18 protein-coding genes are annotated in these 19,574 nt (G+C 37.7%); 14 read left to right on the top strand and 4 right to left on the bottom strand.

Annotation, left to right across the window (positions count from 1 at the left end):
- The first annotated feature begins 237 nt into the window (after positions 1-237).
- Both acsn021_RS20350 and acsn021_RS20345 read left to right on the top strand, forming a co-directional pair.
- Entirely contained in the window at positions 238-1,236 is a 999-nt protein-coding gene (locus acsn021_RS20350; protein WP_184096054.1) for a Gfo/Idh/MocA family protein, read from the top strand.
- Between the two features lie 118 nt (positions 1,237-1,354).
- Positions 1,355-2,332 (top strand): alpha/beta fold hydrolase, encoded by a 978-nt coding sequence (locus acsn021_RS20345; protein ID WP_197978584.1) that lies wholly within the window; start codon positions 1,355-1,357, stop codon positions 2,330-2,332.
- 87 nt (positions 2,333-2,419) lie between these two features.
- Here acsn021_RS20345 and acsn021_RS20340 read toward each other — a convergent pair whose 3' ends face one another.
- Complete coding sequence (locus acsn021_RS20340; protein WP_184096052.1) at positions 2,420-3,247, bottom strand: glycosyltransferase family 2 protein; 828 nt, start codon at positions 3,245-3,247, stop codon at positions 2,420-2,422.
- A 390-nt stretch (positions 3,248-3,637) separates the two neighbouring features.
- Positions 3,638-4,033, bottom strand: a complete 396-nt coding sequence (locus acsn021_RS20335) for a pyridoxamine 5'-phosphate oxidase family protein (protein ID WP_184096050.1) — start codon at positions 4,031-4,033, stop codon at positions 3,638-3,640.
- Positions 4,034-4,208: 175 nt separating this feature from the next.
- On the opposite strand from acsn021_RS20335, the gene acsn021_RS20330 reads away from it, so the two are divergent.
- Positions 4,209-4,550 carry a winged helix-turn-helix transcriptional regulator gene (locus acsn021_RS20330; RefSeq protein WP_184096047.1) on the top strand — a complete coding sequence of 114 codons (342 nt, stop codon included), beginning with the start codon at positions 4,209-4,211 and terminating at the stop codon, positions 4,548-4,550.
- 15 nt (positions 4,551-4,565) lie between these two features.
- Here the strand turns inward: acsn021_RS20330 and acsn021_RS20325 are convergent, their stop codons facing one another.
- A complete protein-coding gene (locus acsn021_RS20325; protein ID WP_184096045.1) occupies positions 4,566-4,859 on the bottom strand; it encodes a PqqD family protein in 294 nt (97 codons plus the stop codon).
- Between the two features lie 347 nt (positions 4,860-5,206).
- On the opposite strand from acsn021_RS20325, the gene acsn021_RS20320 reads away from it, so the two are divergent.
- The 6 genes from acsn021_RS20320 (at position 5,207) to acsn021_RS20295 (ending at position 11,671) form a co-directional block, all read left to right on the top strand.
- The gene (locus acsn021_RS20320; RefSeq protein WP_184096043.1) at positions 5,207-5,923 is read left to right on the top strand and encodes a M48 family metallopeptidase; all 717 of its coding nucleotides are present in this window, start codon (positions 5,207-5,209) and stop codon (positions 5,921-5,923) included.
- Between the two features lie 289 nt (positions 5,924-6,212).
- Positions 6,213-7,505: an amidohydrolase family protein gene (locus tag acsn021_RS20315; protein ID WP_330601845.1), complete on the top strand. Its 1,293-nt coding sequence runs from the start codon at positions 6,213-6,215 to the stop codon at positions 7,503-7,505.
- A gap of 45 nt (positions 7,506-7,550) precedes the next feature.
- Complete coding sequence (locus acsn021_RS20310) at positions 7,551-8,141, top strand: TetR/AcrR family transcriptional regulator (protein ID WP_184096041.1); 591 nt, start codon at positions 7,551-7,553, stop codon at positions 8,139-8,141.
- Between the two features lie 49 nt (positions 8,142-8,190).
- Positions 8,191-9,207 (top strand): molybdopterin-binding protein, encoded by a 1,017-nt coding sequence (locus tag acsn021_RS20305; RefSeq protein WP_184096039.1) that lies wholly within the window; start codon positions 8,191-8,193, stop codon positions 9,205-9,207.
- Between the two features lie 9 nt (positions 9,208-9,216).
- Positions 9,217-10,266 carry an XdhC family protein gene (locus tag acsn021_RS20300; RefSeq protein WP_184096037.1) on the top strand — a complete coding sequence of 350 codons (1,050 nt, stop codon included), beginning with the start codon at positions 9,217-9,219 and terminating at the stop codon, positions 10,264-10,266.
- A gap of 172 nt (positions 10,267-10,438) precedes the next feature.
- Entirely contained in the window at positions 10,439-11,671 is a 1,233-nt protein-coding gene (locus tag acsn021_RS20295; protein ID WP_184096201.1) for an IS256 family transposase, read from the top strand.
- Between the two features lie 171 nt (positions 11,672-11,842).
- On the opposite strand, the gene acsn021_RS20290 is transcribed toward acsn021_RS20295, so the two are convergent.
- Positions 11,843-13,219, bottom strand: a complete 1,377-nt coding sequence (locus acsn021_RS20290) for an ISNCY family transposase (protein WP_184096199.1) — start codon at positions 13,217-13,219, stop codon at positions 11,843-11,845.
- A 507-nt stretch (positions 13,220-13,726) separates the two neighbouring features.
- Between acsn021_RS20290 and acsn021_RS20285 the strand changes: the two genes are divergently transcribed.
- From acsn021_RS20285 to acsn021_RS20265, 5 genes are all read left to right on the top strand, one after another.
- Positions 13,727-14,458 (top strand): amidohydrolase family protein, encoded by a 732-nt coding sequence (locus acsn021_RS20285; RefSeq protein ID WP_184095326.1) that lies wholly within the window; start codon positions 13,727-13,729, stop codon positions 14,456-14,458.
- The gene (locus tag acsn021_RS20280) at positions 14,428-15,144 is read left to right on the top strand and encodes an amidohydrolase family protein (RefSeq protein ID WP_330601817.1); all 717 of its coding nucleotides are present in this window, start codon (positions 14,428-14,430) and stop codon (positions 15,142-15,144) included. Before acsn021_RS20285 ends, acsn021_RS20280 begins: the two co-directional genes overlap by 31 nt.
- A gap of 440 nt (positions 15,145-15,584) precedes the next feature.
- On the top strand, positions 15,585-16,835 hold the full coding sequence (locus acsn021_RS20275; RefSeq protein WP_184095324.1) for a BMP family ABC transporter substrate-binding protein: 1,251 nt from the start codon (positions 15,585-15,587) through the stop codon (positions 16,833-16,835).
- Positions 16,836-16,882: 47 nt separating this feature from the next.
- Complete coding sequence (locus acsn021_RS20270; protein ID WP_207725190.1) at positions 16,883-18,490, top strand: ABC transporter ATP-binding protein; 1,608 nt, start codon at positions 16,883-16,885, stop codon at positions 18,488-18,490.
- Positions 18,468-19,574: an ABC transporter permease gene (locus acsn021_RS20265; protein ID WP_243182308.1), complete on the top strand. Its 1,107-nt coding sequence runs from the start codon at positions 18,468-18,470 to the stop codon at positions 19,572-19,574. The genes acsn021_RS20270 and acsn021_RS20265 overlap by 23 nt, the downstream gene beginning before the upstream one ends.

Below are 19,574 nucleotides of genomic sequence, written 5' to 3'. Positions count from 1 at the left end.
ACAAATTTGTCAGTTAGGAAATTGCACATGGGTATACAATATTATATAATTAGACTGTAATTGACTATCGTATTCTATTTCGATTGCATAGAATTGTAGTATTGAACAAAACATATCTATGGTAAGAATGTTGCCAGACTGCGTTAAATGTGAAAAAGTAAAACTATATACAGTACGGTGTTATACATAATAGGAAGGTTGAAATATAAGTAATAAATATAGAAAGGAAGCTAAAAAATGAGAGTAGGTATTGCTGGAGCAGGAGGTATTGTTCCTGATTTTTTGAATGCAGCAGGCTATATACCTGAGATGGAGATAGTAGCAATCTGCGGAACTGAAAGAAGTAAAGATAAATTAAACCAATTAGCCACTAGATATCAAATTGAAAGGATATATACGAACTACCAGTTTATGCTAAATGATGCCGAGGTTGAAGTGATATATGTTGCAGTTCCAAATCATCTGCACTATGAATTTGCGAAGCTGGCTTTACAAAATAAGAAGCATGTTATCATGGAAAAGCCTTTTGCATCCTGCTATGAAGAAGCCGTTGAACTTACAAAGCTTGCTAAGGATAATCAGTTATATCTATTTGAAGCAATTTCCAATCAGTATTTTCCAAATTATGAAAAAGTAAAGGACTTATTACCGGAGCTTGGAGACATTAAAATAGTAGAGATGAATTATTCTCAGTATTCCAGAAGATACGATGCCTTTAAAGCTGGTGAGATACTGCCGGTGTTTAACCCCAAGATGTCTGGAGGCGCTTTGATGGATATTAATGTTTATAATATTCATTTTATTCTTGGGCTGTTTGGCGAACCCGTAAAGGTGCAATATTTTGCAAATCTTGAGAAAGGCGTTGATACTTCCGGAATATTGTTGCTTATGTATCCCTCCTTTCAATGTGCAGCAATTGGTGCAAAAGACTGTAAAGCTCCTTTGTGTATTAATATCCAAGGCGATAAAGGGTATATTCATAGTAATTCTCCTGCAAATACCTTTTCTGACTTTATTCATGGCAGTAATTCCGGTGGAGAAACTAAATATAATCTGCATAACAGCAGGGAGCGTTTATACGACGAGTTAAAAGCCTTTACGGATATGTATCAGAAGAAGGACTATGAAAAAAACTGTAAACAGCTGAAGCACTCGTTGCAGGTAATGGCCATACTGGATGAAGCCAGGAGACAGGCAGGAATTGAAGTGCAAACCGCTAATATTACAAAATTGTAAGGTAAGCTTTTTAAATGTAAGTAAAGGTTATGGATTCTATTTTCTGATTTCTTTATTATATATGTAAAAGATACTTTTATTTATAAACGCATATTACATAGGAAAGAAAGGAATTATCATGGAAAAGGAATCCAATGGTTTCTTACGATTTATAAGAAATACCCTATTAACAATAGGAGGACTTGTTTTTATATGGATGGGCATAAATTATGCATTTAAGATGTATGAGAGAAATACTTACAAGCCGCCCGGAACTTTAGTAGAGGTGGATGATAGAAAAATGCATGTATATCAAAAGGGTCAAGGGCCCCATACAATTATTTTGATAAGCGGGTTAGGTACAGCGGCGCCGGTCTTTGATTTTGAACCTTTAATCGAAAGGCTCTCTAAACACAATAAAGTAGTTGTGGTGGAGGGATTTGGATATGGGTTTAGTGAAACAACGGATAAAGAACGAAGTGTCGAAAATATTACCAGGGAAATGCGAAGCGCCTTGCAAGGGGCCGGAATAAAAGGACCATATATTTTAATGCCTCATTCTGTCGGCGGAATTTATGCAACTTATTATGCCAATATTTTTCCGGAAGAAGTGGAAGCTATTATAGGAATTGATTGTACCTTGCCAAGAATGTGTGACTATTTTGGGGAATCTGCGCCCAACATGTCAGGAATGATGAAATATTTTGCGCCATCCGGATTAGCAAGATTATTACTTTTATTGGATGAGGGAAGCTATTTGCCGATAAATGATGGTAGGATATATACAGAAGTCAATTTAAGACAAACCAGAGCTATATTTGCCTGGAAGGCCTTCAATAAGAATATAGTTGCTGAAACCAATGAAATGGGAAGAAATCTTGAAAAAACATTAGACATGGAATTTGATAAAAAATTGCCGGTACTTATGTTTGTTAAGGAAAATAAAAAGGTGAGAGAAGACGGGAAAACCAGTAGAAGTTTTTATGAATCCTACTTAGATGATTTAGAAAATGGAAAATATGTTGCACTGGAAGGACATCATTACCTGCATTGGACCAATTCTGAGCGTATAGGTGAAGAGGTAGAAAGTTTTATAGCCGAATGGAGTAATAATTAAGAAATTTATGTAAGGAATTAGGGCGTGTCTGGAAACTCATTCTTCCTGTTATAAACAGTTCTCAGACACACTCTAATCGTTCTGATACTACTGGATTATCTTTTTTCTTTTGCCAGGATCTCTGGCTACCGATAAAAAAAACATTTGAATTTTAAATTTATTTTCATCGTATAAATCAATATTTTTATACAGTTCTTTATAATAATCGAAAAGGATACGTTTTGTACGTATCACCTGTTTAAAGTTAACCTGGGTTGATATAAGACTTCCTTTGGTTTTGACATAATAATATATAGGTTTTTTTATAACATATACATTTTTAGTATACTGAATGTACTCCAGATTAAATCGAAAATCTTCACACCAATTCAGTTCCTCTGAACATCTCAAGTTATGGGCTTTTACAATGTCTGTCCGATAAAATTTATTCCACATAACGCCATAATAAAAATTAGCAGGAGCCTGCATCATATATTCTGCAAAGGTATTTCTGGGTATTAAGCCTTCTTCAGGAATGTGCCCTTTAATATATATTTTACGGTTAACTATCCGGTAGTAATCCGAAATCACCATATCACAATTTGGAGCATTTGCTGCACTTATAAAGTCTTTAGTGGCATCTCTTGTAATCCAGTCATCGCTGTCAACAAACTGCAAATATTCTCCTTGCGCTTTTAGTATTCCTAAATTCCGGCTGTTGGATACACCGGAGTTCTTCTTATTAATAAGTCGAAATCTTGTGTCATTCGCCTGATATTTTTGTAATACATGCAGACTATGGTCGGTGCTTCCATCGTTAATCATAAGGACTTCATAATTCTGATAAGTCTGATTTCGAATACTGCAAAGACATCTTTCTATGGTTTGTTGGCTGTTATAGATTGGTATAATAAAACTGACTAACGGAAAATCCATACATCATCACCTTTTCTGAATGCTTTCATAAATGAAACACTGGTTAATTAGAATCCGGGCAAAAGCCAGGGGAAAAAAGTCTAAAATCAGAAAAACTACATAGATTATAACATTTTATAGGATTTATTTCCATATGTATTTGTAAAATCGGTGTTGATAAAAGGTACTTCTGTATAGTTAATATACGTGAAACTATGGGGAGATATTCCCTTGAAGGAACATATTAATAAAGAAGTGAGTTAAAAATATAACGAGCTAAGAAGGAAGGAACTATTTCTAACTTAATCTAGGGCTGCCGCAAAACGATAGCTGTATGGAAGACAAATAAAGCTTTTATTTGCAACAGCCCCGGCATATTATGTACCGGTAACTAGCAGGTTAAAAGAAGAATTACAGATTAAAAACTTCGGGTTCTGCGCCAAAGCTATAGATAGTCGCAGTTCCTTCTGTAAAATAAAGAACTTCATAGATACCGTCATCTAAACTGTACATTTTTGTTAAGCTGGGATAAGCTTTTAACATAGCTTCTTTTGCTTCCCTGCGGGGGTCTGCTGCCAATTTTCCGCTAATGCGAATCCAATTACCGGTATTATTCATAGCGGATATTTCTACTTTTGGATTTTCTTTCATTTGAGCAAATACGTCTTTTTTGTTGTTTGTGCAGATATAGGTTTTTCCATCCCATTCCACAACGGCGCCAAAGGGGCGTACCCTTGGTTGGTCTTTTTCTACAGTGGCAATATAAAAGGTACCACAGTCTGCTAAAAATTGAGCGGCTTTATTCATGATGTTGCTCCTTTCATAAATTTCTGTTATAATTTATACAGACTAATTATAGCAGATACAAAAAATATAACAAGTACGATTAATTTTTATCCTAAGTATATTTTGTATACTTACTATACTTAACATATTTTTGGGACAAAGTAAACATTTTACGTTATAAAGGAGTTGAGATAGAATGAAACAAGAAGTACCAGAGCTTTATGGTAAGTGCCCTTATACAACTGTTCAGAGAATCTTTTCCGGTAAATGGGCAATAATTATAATTTTTCATTTAAGTGGCGGAACACTTCGTTTTGGTGAACTGCAAAGAAGGATACCGGAGGTGACCCAGGCAGCATTAACAAAGCAATTGCGAACATTAGAGGAATTTGGTATGGTAAACCGATATGTATACCCTGAAGTGCCGCCTAAAGTGGAATATTCCCTCACAAATATCGGTAAGGATTTTATACCGGTGTTAAAACAATTTGAATGTTTCGGAGATAAATATATTGCATACTTAAATATTCATAAGTAAGCTAGTAAGCGATCTCTATTTTTCAATTATTACAATATTACCGTTAATTAGCTTTGCTAGAAATTCGCCAACATCCGCTTCGGCATCTTCATAATCCACATTGTTTTTTTCTGCAACAGCTTCAATCAAAGCTTTTGGAGAGGAGATGCCCTTACTAAGGCGGTCCCAAAGGAATATACCGGTTTCATTTATGGAGGGGAGACCATTCACCGCACCGTTATTGGCGTCTCCATCCTGAATAATACAGAATTCACCACCTAATTCTTTGACTGAAAATCCGTGTTTCATGGTTATAGATTTAATATTCATACGAATGGCCATACCTTTCTGCAACTGCAAGTGCAAATATGTGTTTTATTTCATTAGAAGTTGAAATAAGCCTTTAATGTGCGACAGTATATTATTGAATCAATATATTACTATATTTTCTTAAAAATCATATATAGAATATCATATGAATCGTTTAGAATCTATGCATGGATTGATAAAAGAAAAAACAGAATGAAAGCCATGTTATTACAGGTTTGTCAAAGAGATAATTGTAAATCGGTCTGCTCGCTTATTTTATGTAAGGTTTTACCAAATAAGTGATGTAAGATTTTGTGATAATTACCGGAAGTAATGGAAGTGTCAACCAGTCAGGATTGGAGAGACTTATGTCATTTATTATAAATGCAGGTGGTAGACTTATAACCTATGAGATTAGACGCAAAAAGGTTAAAAATCTTACGCTTTTTGTTAAACCGGAGGGGCTGGTAGTTGTATCTGCTGGCAATAGGGTAAGCGAAGCTTACATAGAAGCTTTTATCAGGCAAAAAGCAGATTGGATATGCAAAGCATTAGATAAAGTAGAAAACTATAAGGGAATTCTAAAAAAAGAAATCATCCCAGAGAATGGAATGATTGTTCTGTTACTAGGAAGGGAATTCACTCTTTTAATACAGGGTGCACCAAAAGATAAAATTCAGATTGAAGGAAGGCAGATTATTATATATACCAGGCATTCTGAGCAATCGGATAAGCTCAAAAGGCAATGGCAGCTTTGGTATGATGCCATGGCAAAAAATATATTTTATGAAGCTGTGGCAGAATTGCATAAAAGTTTTGAGCCACACGGTGTTATAATGCCTGTAATTCGGATACGGAATATGAAATCCCGCTGGGGCTCCTGTTCTGTTTACGGCGCTGCCATTACACTAAATAAAATGCTTTTACAAACACCCTATGAATGTGTACGGTATGTTGCAGCCCATGAGCTGACGCATTTTATACAACCAAATCACAGTAAAAGCTTTTATAGCATGCTGCAGAGTATTCTCCCCGAGCATAGGACCATGGAGCGTGAGCTTAACAACTGGCGTCTGCCGTCTTAGTTCACTTAGAGAGTTTCAACAATTACACAAGCATTTTTCATAGCAGACTGCCATTTCTCAGGAACCAAATGTTAGTATTGACATACCCTATAATATCATATATGATAATCAGGTAGCAAAGGATAGAGAATATAATAGCAGCCATAAGTAATGGTCCAGAATCTTTCAAAGGAGAAAAGACGGTTATTTGTGGTTTTTTTGTCTTTTATTATTATAGAAGAAATATACTCTGATAATTAAAATAATACAGTTTCACAATGAACTAAGTAAAGTGTGTCTATGGAAAGGGGTGCTCTATATTAAGATTGAAAGATTTGCCCTAAAGGGAGATATTATATATTCAGAAACACAGGAGAAGTTTACCTGTAATGAGGATAGCTTTTTAGTCTGTGTGGATGGAAGAGTTGAAGGAATTTATAAGGTTTTACCAGATTGCTTTATAAATATTCCCGTAAAAGATTATACTGGTAAATTGATTATACCCGGATTAATAGATATGCACACCCATGGACCCCAGTACTCCTTCCGGGGGCTGGGTATGGACTTGGAACTTATTGACTGGTTAAATAAAAATACGTTTCCGGAGGAAGGCAAATTCTCTGATGCAGTGTATGCGCAAAAGGCATACTCCATATTTGTGAAGGAGCTGGTAAAAGGTGCTACCACCAGGGCTTGCATCTATGCTACGGTACATATGGAAGCAACAAAACTTCTTATGGACTTATTGGAGCTTACAGGGCTAAAATGTATGGTAGGAAAGGTGAATATGGACAGGAATTGTCCGGATTATCTCAAGGAAGACATGCAAGAGTCCATTGCAAATACAAGAGAATGGCTACAAGAGACTTTACACTCTTATAAGAATATAGTGCCTATTCTAACCCCTAGGTTTTTCCCCTCCTGTTCAGAATCATTGTTAAAGGAGCTGGCAGTATTACAAAAAGAATTTAATCTTCCATTACAGTCCCATCTTTCTGAAAATAAATCAGAAATTGAATGGGTAAAGGAATTGTGCCCGGATACAAATAATTATGGAGAGGCCTATGAACTGGGCGGAGTATTTGGAAAGAACGGACCTGTAGTAATGGCTCATTGTGTGCATTCACCTGCAGAAGAAGTAATGCTTATGAAAGATAACGGTGTTTTTATTGCCCATTGTCCGGAATCAAACACCAATTTATCCTCTGGTATAGCTCCGGTACGAACTTATCTTGACCATAAAATGAAGGTTGGTTTGGGAACGGACATGGCAGCCGGCAGCAGTAATTCTATCTTTAAGACTATGGTAATGGCTGTGCAGGTATCAAAGCTTAGATGGAGACTTGTAGACGGGAATCTAAAACCGCTGACAATAGAAGAAGCCTTTTATCTTGGAACAAAAGGTGGGGGAGCTTTCTTTGGTAAGGTAGGAAGCTTTGAAAAAGACTATGAATTTGACGCCTTGGTAATGGATGATGATAAAATAGAGCATCCCGGACTGCTTACACTACCTCAGCGTTTGGAGCGAGTTATCTATTTATCCGAGGGTAGACATATAGCAGCAAAATTTGTTGCAGGTAAAAATATTTTTGCATTTGATTGATTAGTTGAACGAAATCTAAGGATGAAGTAAGGGAAGGGATACGTTATGAGACCTAAAAAAACCGATGAAAAACCGGAAGATAAAATATTAGAAGCAGCCTTAGAGGTTGTTATAGAAAATACAATATGCGGAACCAGAATGCACCTTATTGCTGAGCGGGCGGGAATGGTTCAGTCTAATTTGCATTATTATTATAAAACAAAGAATGACTTAATGCTTGCACTGCAAAAAAAGGTATTAAATAAATGTCTGGAAATTAGAGAACGGTTTAAACTGGGAGCTGAAAATACCTTAGAAGGCCAGTTAGACATCTTTATTATGCAGAAACTTGACTTTATTTTAAAAGAACAGCAATATGATTACGCCGAAATAGATTTTTGGATACAGGGACATATTAATCCGGATATAAGAACCGCCTTTGCGGCTTCTTTCGAAGGATGGCGCAAAGAAATCGGGGACACACTGGATAAATTTGCTCCTGCGCTTACACCAGAAAAAAGGGAGTTTCTTCCTTATGTCATTGTATCTATATTAGAAGGAGCGTCTGTTCAGTATTTGGTTGATGAGGGAAGATTTGATGTAGAAAAATACTTTCATTTCTGTAAAGACATGATTTTAAAAGCAATTCAGGAATAAAAAGATACATAAATAGCAAACAAAACAGACTTAGAAGGATGTGACGCATTTGAAATTAATCCATACGACAGAAGCAACAGGTCATGTTATCTGTCATGATATAACCCAGATAAAAGCGGGTGAGAGGGGAAGGGTTGCTTTTAAAAAGGGGCATATTGTAAAAGAGGAGGATATTCCGGTATTACTTTCTATGGGGAAGGAGCACCTTTATGTATGGGAGAAAAAAGCGGGGTTTCTCCACGAAGATGAGGCAGCTCTTACTTTATATGAGATATGTAAAGATGACTTTATGGAACCTACCGATATAAAAGAAGGAAAAATAAATATTGTAGCAGCAGCTGACGGGCTGCTTAAGGTAGATAAAAAGAGATTGCTTCAAATTAATACCCTTGGGGAAATTATGATTGCCACAATACACGGTAATTTTCCAGTAAAAAAAGGTGATAGATTAGCCGGTACACGGATTATTCCATTGACTATTGAAGAAGAAAAAATGGATAAAGCCAGAGAGTTAGCCGGGAAGGAGCCACTGCTTCACATTTTGCCCTTTATTCTTAAGAAGGCCGCTGTCATAACCACGGGAAGTGAAGTGTACCATGGCAGAATTAAAGATGCGTTTGGTCCTGTGATAAGAAATAAATTATTGGAATATGATGTAGAAGTCATAGGTCAAGGTATTGTAAATGATGAGACAGAGAAAATTACGGGGCAAATTTTAGAGTATATAAAAGAGGGGGCTGAGCTAATACTATGTACCGGGGGTATGAGTGTTGACCCAGATGATACAACGCCCACTGCCATCAAGAATACAGGTGCTAAGCTGGTTTCGTATGGAGCACCCGTGTTGCCGGGGGCAATGTTTTTATTGGCGTATTATAATGACACTCCTATTCTTGGACTGCCAGGATGTGTTATGTATTCCCAAAGAACCATTTTTGACCTGATATTACCAAGGATTTTGGCTAATGATAAAATTACAGGGGATGAATTGGCTGCATTGGGGCACGGGGGTTTATGTTTAAATTGTGAGGAATGTACCTTTCCAAAATGTGGTTTTGGAAGATAAGGAGCAGATATGAATCTATATGGGACGTTACTAAAAGAGCTGGAGGATGACAGAAATCAGGTAATACTCACTTGCTTATCTGGCAGAGAAGGAAGCCTTGAAACAAATTTTGAGCGAAGTATACATTCTAAAGTGCCAGAAAAGTTAAAACAAGTTTTGGAGCAGGAAGATATCGATTATTTAAAGGAAGGAAAGGCCGGTATCTGTTACGATGAAGATGGTACTCTGATTGTGTATGAGTCTTTTTATCCTGGGGAGAGATTAATTGTTCTTGGCGGAGGGCATATTGCATTGCCTTTGGTTGAATTCGCTTCTAAGGTAGGATTCACCGTTATTGTTGCAGATGACAGACCCTATTTTGCGAATCAGATAAGATTTCCTTTTGCAGAGCAGGTTATATGCAACAGTTTTGATAAGGTGCTTAAAGGATTAAAAGTTACTGCCAGTGATTACATAGTTATTATAACGAGAGGACACAGGCATGACCTTAATTGCTTACGGCAGATATTAAAGAAAAAAGAAACAAAATATGTTGGTATGATAGGCTCAAAGCGTCGGGTTAAGGGAATTCTTGCATTGCTTAAAGAGGAAGGGTATGATGACGGACGACTTTCTAGGATTTGTACTCCTATTGGGCTTTCGATTGGTGCAGTTACGCCGGAAGAAATCAGCATCTCTATTGTTGCCCAGTTAATAGGCAGGAAAAGACAGGGTCAAAGGGGAGAATATAAAACGAACCAACCTGATGCAGATTATAATGTTCTTAAGCTTCTGGCTGATAGTGAAGGTGAAGCTATGGCAGTAGTTACGGTTATTGATACAAAGGGGTCAGTTCCAAGAGGAGTAGGAGCAAAAATGATTGTTTATCCTACCGGACAGATTGCGGGTAGTATTGGAGGAGGCTGTAGTGAGGCTGTGGTTATTCGTAATGCGGTAAGTATAATCGGGACAAAGAAATTCAGAATACAGACCATTGATATGACAGGTGATGTAGCAGAAGCAGAAGGAATGGTGTGTGGAGGAATTATGGAGGTGCTGATTGAAGACCATATAACCTGAAAAAATCATGTCAAGCATTTTTGAGAATGTCCTAATAAATTTTAAACATTAGCACCAGCTGTGGCTGGTGCTTTTATCTATTTAAGCGAGACTGTGAAATAAAGTCTGTAAAATAAGTATTTCGATTAGGCTTTCTATGATAAAATAAATATATTATAGGAGGCCTTTAATTATGGCAAAAAAACGTGAACCGGTCAGAATGACCGAAGGAAAGAAAAACATCATCGCTGCTCTTTTACAGGAATACGACATCCAGTCTGCTGAAGATATCCAGGATGCACTTAAAGACCTGTTGGGTGGCACAATCAAGGAAATGCTTGAAGTAGAAATGGACGATCATCTGGGCTATGTTCCATATGAAAGATCCGAAAACCAGAACTCTCGAAACGGTTATAAACAAAAGCAGATCAGAAGTAAATACGGCGAAGCAACAATTAATGTCCCTCAGGACCGAGAAAGTTCTTTTGAACCTAAGGTAGTTAAGAAAAGGCAGAAAGATATATCGGCGATCGATGACAAGATTATATCCATGTATGCCAAAGGAATGACAACACGTCAGATTTCTGAAACTATCGAGGATATCTACGGATTCGAAGTCAGCGAAGGCATGGTATCAGACATAACCGACAAACTTCTCCCGGAGATTGAACAGTGGCAGAACCGTCCTCTCTCAAGCATTTATCCTATCGTATTCATCGATGCAGTACATTTCTCAGTAAGGGACAACAGCATCATCAAGAAGCTGGCTGCATACATAATCCTTGGTATAAATGAAGAAGGCAGAAAAGAGGTATTATCGATACAGGTAGGTGCCAATGAGAGCAGTAAATACTGGCTCAGTATCCTTAACGAGCTTAAAAACCGAGGTGTACAGGATATACTCATTCTTTGCGCAGACGGGCTGACTGGCATCAAGGAATCCATAGCAGTGGCCTTCCCCAACACGGAATACCAACGCTGCATCGTACATCAGGTGAGAAATACCTTGAAATACGTAGCTGACAAGGACAAGAAGGAATTCGCAACTGACCTGAAGAAAATTTACCATGCAGCTTCAGAAGAAGCCGGACTTACCCGACTGGATGAAGTTTGCACCAAATGGGATGACCGCTATCCGAATGCAATGAAAAGCTGGCATAAGAACTGGGATGTAATCAGTCCTATTTTCAAGTTCTCTGCCGAAGTCAGGAAGGTCATTTATACTACAAATGCAATCGAAAGTCTAAATAGTACATACCGTAAACTCAACCGTCAGAGGAGCGTCTTCCCGAGCGACACATCACTTCTGAAAGCCCTTTACCTAGCTACATTTGAGGCAACAAAGAAATGGACCATGTCTCTCAGAAATTGGGGTAAGGTATATGGTGAACTTTCTATCATGTACGAGGGAAGGCTCCCGATTTAATCTGAGAATGAAATGAGCACGTCAGGAATCTCTGGTATACAGAGTTTTCTTGACATGCTCTTTGTTATTGTTTATAGTGTATCCAAGGATTGGACTGTACAGAAACAGCCTCATGATCCTTAATCTAATTATCATAGAAAGTCATTTACAGACTTTTCTTCACACACTCATTTAAGCAGGGACTTCATCATTCCAGTGGTGTTCCTGCATTTTAACAAAACGCCAGAATTCTTGCCTTCTCCAAGGATGATGCATCCCTGGTATCTTCCGCTTTATTGTTCTATTCTGCGACAGCGTAAGATCAAAGTTTTTTGATATTTTCTCATGTGACGGAATTGCTTCTAGCGCATAAATACTCTCATCTATACAACAGTATTTATTACCGTCAAATGCTTCTATTACCATTGCCTTTGTCCCCTTATAAAAGTGTACCTGATGCCCGTTCTTATCAAGTGTCTTAAAATACTTATTTTTAAACTTCAAACAGTGTCCATTATCTATCTTTCTTTCTGTAAGAACAGAAAGAACAAGATTTATTTCTTCTAAAACGGGTTGCTTTTCAAAGACAGATTTGATAAGATTGGTCTCTAGAGCAAACTTGGCATTGTATTCTTTTATGTAGGAGTTTAAGAATGCATTTGCTTCGCTAAGTGTGTTTATGCCTGCCAGGCGTAATTCGACTGGTAGGCGAGATTGTAAGGTTTGGAACAATCGTTCCACTCGACCTTTTGCTTGTGGTATACTGCTGGTCTTGATTTCAACACCTAGCTGTTTACAAGCATAAGCGAATTGTGTGTATGTGTCCTCTTCGATAGAAGGGGCGTTTTTTTGTTTATATTCAAAAACTGTACGGTTATCGGTAAAAAATAAATAGGGAATACCATACTCAGTAAGTACTTGATGAAACACATTGTAGTATCCTTTTAAAGTTTCTTGTTCATCAAAGTAAGCACCGACAATAGTACCAGTTGCATCATCGACAGCGATGTGAAGCTGAGTTTTCGTATCACCGAACCACAAGTGGATCGAAGCATCCATTTGAAGCATTTCGCCAAAATAAGCACATCTAGGACGTCTGGAATGTGCATCCTCGATTGCAACGATATTGGATTGCAACTCTGCTAGTATCTTTTTAGATTTAGTTTGTGTTTTCAAATGTTTAAGTTTTAGTTTGGTTTTTCTTTTTTTTGATCGGGTAGCTTTTGGAGAAAGAATATATTCTTTTTCTAAAATAGAGTTCAATGTAGATACAGAAATAGAAATTCCCTCATACTTCTCTAGAAGCTCGATACAATGAGTAAAATTCGTATCGAAGTACTTACTACGATATAAATCTAGGACAGTTTGCTTGGTTTCTTTTGAAAGAGCATGAGCAGGAGTCCGACCTCTGTTTCCATGTATAAAAAAGGATTTACCATCACGTTTATATCCTGCAATCATTCTATTGATATGTCTTTCGGTGCAACCGATCTTCAAGGCAGCATTCTTTTTATTTCCGTTTGTGTCTACTAACTTCTTTATTACTTCATAACGTTTTTCTTCATTCATAGTCAACTTGACCTTTCTCATAATGTCTCCTCATCTGTAAGTCATGAGGATATAGTGTAACATGGATTACTCATTTGGGACATAATCACTTGTGGTTACTTAAGACATTATCAAAAATGGTTCAGATGAAGACCATATAACCTGAAAAAATCATTGACAATCAGAGAGGTCGGTGGTAAACTACTCAATAATTAATTTAAGAAATTTACTCATAGATGAGATATATTACGACCGTAATGTATTTCGCTTTTTTTTTAGACTATTTTAGATTGATTAATCAATCAAGAGGATATAATTGAGGATAAAGAATCAATTTATGATGGAAAGACAGTAAGAGGGAAGGTCACCGATGTATTTTTAAGAGGAGAGTATATTGTAAAAGAAGGTAATTTTTTAGGCAGCAAGGGTGAATTTGTGAAAAGACAGCCAGGTTAATTAGATTTTATATGAGAGGGCTTTTGATTTCCTAATCCTATAAAGCTTGATTCGGATAAAAGGAGGATTCGCATGATTATTGTGGGAAACGGAATGGTAGTTACAAGAGATGAAAGTAATACTGTTATAACAGATGGTGCCGTATGTATGAAAGAGAATCGGATTGAGGAGATAGGAAATCGGTTGGATATGCTAAAAGCTTATCCTAAAGCGGAATTTATAGATGCCAAAGGCGGCGTTATTATGCCGGGATTTATAAATACACATAGTCACATATATAGTGCCTTTGCCAGAGGGTTATCTATACCCGGTAACAAACCTGCTGATTTTTTGGATATTTTAGAAGGTACCTGGTGGAGGGTGGACAGAAAATTAACCTTAAAGCAGGTATACTTAAGTGCTATATCAACTTATCTGGATTGTATCAAGAACGGAGTAACAACAGTCTTTGATCATCATGCCAGTTATGGAGAAGTAAAGGGAAGTTTATCTCAGATTAGCGAGGCAGCAAAAGAAGCGGGAGTGCGCACCTGTTTATCCTATGAGGTATCTGACCGGGTCGGTAAGGATAAGATGATTGAAGCTTTAAAAGAGAATCTAGATTTTGCGGCAGTCTGTAAAAAGGACTCTAATAGCATGCAAAAAGCTATGATTGGTATGCACGCATCGTTTACCCTAAGTGATGAAACATTAAAACATTGTACCGATAAGAACAGGGATGATATAGGTTATCACATTCATGTAGCCGAAGGCTTAAGTGATGCTCTGCATTGGTGCATGACGGGGGAACCAATGAACTTATAAAACGGCTGCAAAATCACGAACTTCGAGAGAAGATGAAAGAAGATATTCAATACGGTATCCCCGGTTGGGACAATTTCATACAGTTTGCCGGTGTAGAGGGAATTTTTATCACCAGTGTTGCGACTGCTAAGAATAAGGAATTTATTGGAAAGAGTCTGAAGGAAATCGGAGCATTAAAGGGTTTAGAACCACTTGAGGCAGCCTTTGATTTACTAGAGGAGGAAAACAATGCAGTTGGAATGGTGGACTTTTATGGTACGGAATCAGCCGTAACCAGTATATTAAAGCGGGATGAAATGAATGCTTGTACAGACGGCCTTTTATCCGGTAAACCCCATCCAAGGGTATATGGTTCTTTCCCGCGAATTCTTGGTAAATATGTCAGAGAAGAGAAAGTTCTTTCTTTAGAGGAGGCTATCTATAAAATGACCCACAAAGCCGCATCAGCCATGGGAATTACAAACAGAGGCCTCCTTAAGAAAGGATATTATGGAGATATTACCATTTTTAATGCAGGGACAATACTAGATAAAGGAACTTTTGTAGAGCCGGTACAATATCCAGAGGGTATTGAATATGTCATAGTAAATGGTCAGGTTACCGTCAGAAATGGAGTACATACCGGAAAACGGGCAGGTCAGGTAATTCGAAAAACCGAGTTGAATAAGTTATTTTATTCGAGGTAAAAATCTATATTTCCAGAAAATTTTGCTCGATTGATTCATCAAAATGTTGACAAACAACATTTTTCTGTTATACTATGTAATTATTGCGTATGAATATTCCGAAAGACAAGTATGTACTTAATTTATATACATCAGGTTTTACATGATTATTGTTGGTCCTATGGACGATACGATTATAAAGGTAAACAAAGGCTTTGGATATTTTTAGGGCCAACGCCTAAAATTGTTTCACTGGACTGCCCAACGAAGGGGTTGTATGTATTCGAAGATACATACGGCCCCTTTATCTTTTTTCAAAGGAAATATCCAGAAATTGGATGAATATCAACGAGGAGCTCCCCACTCCTTAAGAGTTTTACTTCCCTTTTGTACATGTGCCTAAGAGCATAATGTTATAGAGTGTCACAATGATATGATAAATTATTAGGAGGAAAATTATTATGAAAAAAGTAGTAACGTTATTGTTAGTATTGGCAATGACAGTTGGTCTGTTTACGGGCTGTGGTTCTTCAAACAAGGGTGGGAATGCTGATAATACGCCTGCTGCACCAAGCGGTACAGAAACAGATTCCGAGGCCATACCAGAAGGTAGTGCAGCTGACATTAAGGTTGGTATTATTTACATAGGCGATGAAAATGAAGGTTATACTGCGGCACATATGGAAGGAATTAAGGTTATGGCTACAAGTCTTGGTTTATCCTCTGATCAGGTTATTGAAAAGACACATATCGGTGAAGATGAATCTGCGTATGATGCAATTGTGGATTTAGCAGAACAAGGCTGTAATATTGTATTTGCAAACAGCTTTGGTCATGAAGACTATATGATTCAGGCAGCACAGGAATTCACGGATGTTCAGTTTGCTCATGCAACCGGTTTCCAGGCAGCCTCTTCAGGTTTACCTAATATGCATAACTATTTTACAGCAGTTTATGAATCCCGTTACGTATCCGGTGTTGTTGCTGGTTTAAAATTAAATGATATGATTACAAAAGGTGAAATTACAGCAGAAGAAGCTAAAATGGGTTATGTTGGTGCATATCCGTACGCGGAAGTAGTTTCTGGTTTTACTGCTTTTTATCTAGGAGCAAAGAGCGTGTGTCCATCTGTTACTATGGAAGTTCAGTATACAAATAGCTGGGCTGATATGACAGCAGAAAATGAAGTTGCAAAACAGTTGATTGCTAATGGTGCAAAATTGATTAGTCAGCATGCTGATACAACAGGTGCTCCAACTGCTGCTGAAGATGCCAAAGTACCAGTTGTGGGATATAACGTAGATATGACTTTGGTTGCTCCAAATACAGCACTAACCTCAGCAACCATTAATTGGGGACCTTACTATACTTATGCAGTCAAGAGTGTCATTGACGGTACAGCTATTGCAGCTGACTGGTCCAAGGGTTATGTTGATGGTGCAGTTGCTATCTCCCCTATCAATGAGAGCGTAGCTGCAGAAGGTACCGCAGACAAAGTAGCAGAGGTTGAAGCAGCATTAAAAGCTGGTACACTTAAAGTATTTGACACCTCAACATTTACAGTGAATGGTTCCACTTTGGAAGAATTAATTGCTTCCAATGCTGATTATGAAAAATATTCTGCTAATGTATCCGATGGTTACTTCCATGAATCAGAAGTGATTTCTTCTCCGGCATTCGGAATTATAATTGATGGTATCACAGAGAAGTAAATAACGAAGTTTCAGATATAAATGCAGCAAAATAAGAGTAAATAATTATGCGGAACTGCGCATATGCAGTTCCGCCAATTTACTGTATAGGAGGTCTTTTTGTGGAGCAGGCAAATGCAATCGAACTAAAGAATGTTACCAAGCGTTTTGGAGAAGTTATTGCCAATGACAACATCAATTTATCAGTGCGGAAAGGCGAAATTCTGTCCATATTGGGTGAAAACGGAAGCGGTAAGACCACATTGATGAACATGCTTTCCGGCATTTATTTTCCGGAGCAAGGCCAGATTTTTATAAATGGAAAAGAGGTAACCATCCGTTCCCCAAAAGATTCCTTTGCGTTGGGTATTGGGATGATTCATCAGCATTTTAAACTGATAAACATTCTGACAGCAGCAGAAAATATCATTCTTGGACTGCCTGGAAAAGAACGTTTAAAAATGGATCAGATTATGAAAGATATTAACGAGCTTATTCATACCTATGGCTTTGATCTAAATCCATCTCAGAAAATTTATGATATGTCTGTGTCCCAGAAGCAGACAGTAGAAATAATCAAAGTATTATATCGTGGTGCAGACATACTGATACTGGATGAGCCTACGGCTGTTCTGACTCCACAAGAAACAAAGAAATTATTTGATGTACTTCGCAATATGAGAAAAGCAGGTAAATCAATTATTATTATAACCCACAAGTTACATGAAGTTTTAGAGCTGTCCGACCGTGTTACAGTACTTCGAAAAGGTAAATATATCGGTACTGTAAATACTGCAAAAGCAACAGCAGAGTCTCTGACGGAAATGATGGTTGGTGAAAAAGTAACCTTAGATATAGACCGTTCTGAACCAGTAAAGCCGGAAAAGCGTATTGAGATGCGTGGAATAACCTGTAAAACAAAAGAAGGAATAAAGATTCTAAATCAGACCTCCTTTACTGCCAACAGTGGAGAAATACTTGGTGTAGCAGGTATTGCAGGAAGCGGACAGAAGGAGTTATTGGAGGCGATTGCGGGTCTTGTGCAGATTGACAGCGGTGAGATTTTATACTTTGCACCTGATGGCAGTACTGAAAAAATATCAGATATGAAACCGGCTCAAATCAGAGACTTAAAAATATGTTTATCCTTCGTGCCGGAAGACAGGCTAGGTATGGGACTTGTAGGTTCCATGGATTTAGCAGATAATATGATGCTTAGAAGCTATCGGGAAGGTAGAAAGTTCTTTTTAAACCGTAAAAAACCCAAAGACCTGGCGGCAGATATAGTAAACCAACTGGATGTTAAGACGCCCGGCGTTCATACTCCGGTTCGCAGACTTTCGGGAGGAAATGTACAAAAGGTATTAGTGGGAAGGGAAATTGCGGCAAGTCCTACCGTGCTTATGGTAGCTTATCCCGTAAGAGGTCTTGACATCAATTCCTCCTATACTATTTATAATCTGTTGAATCAGCAAAAAGAAAAGGGTGTAGCTGTAATATGTGTCGGCGAAGACCTGGATGTTCTAATTGATCTTTGTGACCGCATTCTTGTTTTAAATAGCGGTAAGGTATCAGGAATCGTTGATGCCCGTAAGACCACAAAGGAAGAATTGGGTCTGCTGATGACAGCGGAAAGAAAGGGAGGACATGCCAGTGAGCAAAGACGCAGTAAATAAAGAACTTTTTGTTCGTGTCAGTAAACGTGATTCCATAAGCCAGAAAAAAGCTTGGGGTATCCGTTTTGCTGGGATAGCACTATCCCTTATTGTATGTGCTCTTGTTATTGTAGCCATTGTAAATGAAAATCCCATACGAGTTTACATGGGAATTATTAACGGAGCGATTGGTGCGAAAAGAAGATTTTGGGTTACCATACGTGAAGCGTTGACCTTGTTAATAATTGCTGTCGGTTTAACACCTGCCTTTAAAATGAAATTCTGGAATATCGGAGCGGAAGGCCAGATTCTTATGGGTGGTACGGTTACAGCCGCCATGATGATTTATTTTGGAGATGTCATGCCAAATTGGCTTTTATTAATTGTAATCTTTATAGCCAGCAGTTTAGCAGGGCTGTTATGGGGATTACTACCGGCAGTATTTAAGGCATACTACAACACCAATGAAACATTATTTACCCTGATGCTAAATTATGTAGCGATGCAGATTGTAACCTTTTGTATTGTTTTTTGGGAAAATCCTACAGGTTCTAATACAGTCGGTATTATTAACGGAGCTACAGCAAAAGGCTGGTTTTCTAAAATATTCGGGTTACAATATGGATTAAATATAATTGTTGTTCTGGCGGTTACCCTAATCGTATTTTTATATATGAAGCACAGCAAACAGGGTTATGAGATAGCTGTTGTAGGAGAGAGTCAGAATACTGCCAGATATGCCGGTATCAACGTTAAAAAAGTTATTATCCGTACCATGATGATATCCGGTGCTGTCTGCGGACTTGCCGGAAGTATTATTGTAAGCGGTGCCAGCCATACCATATCCACCAGTACAGCCGGAGGCAGAGGCTTTACGGCAATTATTGTTGCTTGGATGTCTAAGTTTAATCCCCTTGCCATGATTGGAGTATCCTTATTTCTGGTATTTATGCAGCAGGGTTCAATACAGATAGCATCTCAGTATGGGTTAAATACAAATGCGTCTGATATTATTACCGGTATACTTATCTTCTTTTTAATAGGAAGTGAATTTTTTATTAGCTATAAATTAGATTTTCGCAAAAAAAGCAAGGAGGTAAAATAG

Source organism: Anaerocolumna cellulosilytica (assembly GCF_014218335.1).
GTDB lineage: Bacteria > Bacillota > Clostridia > Lachnospirales > Lachnospiraceae > Anaerocolumna > Anaerocolumna cellulosilytica.
Note: the sequence above shows the minus strand (reverse complement) of the source record. Positions and strands in the feature narration are given on the sequence as shown.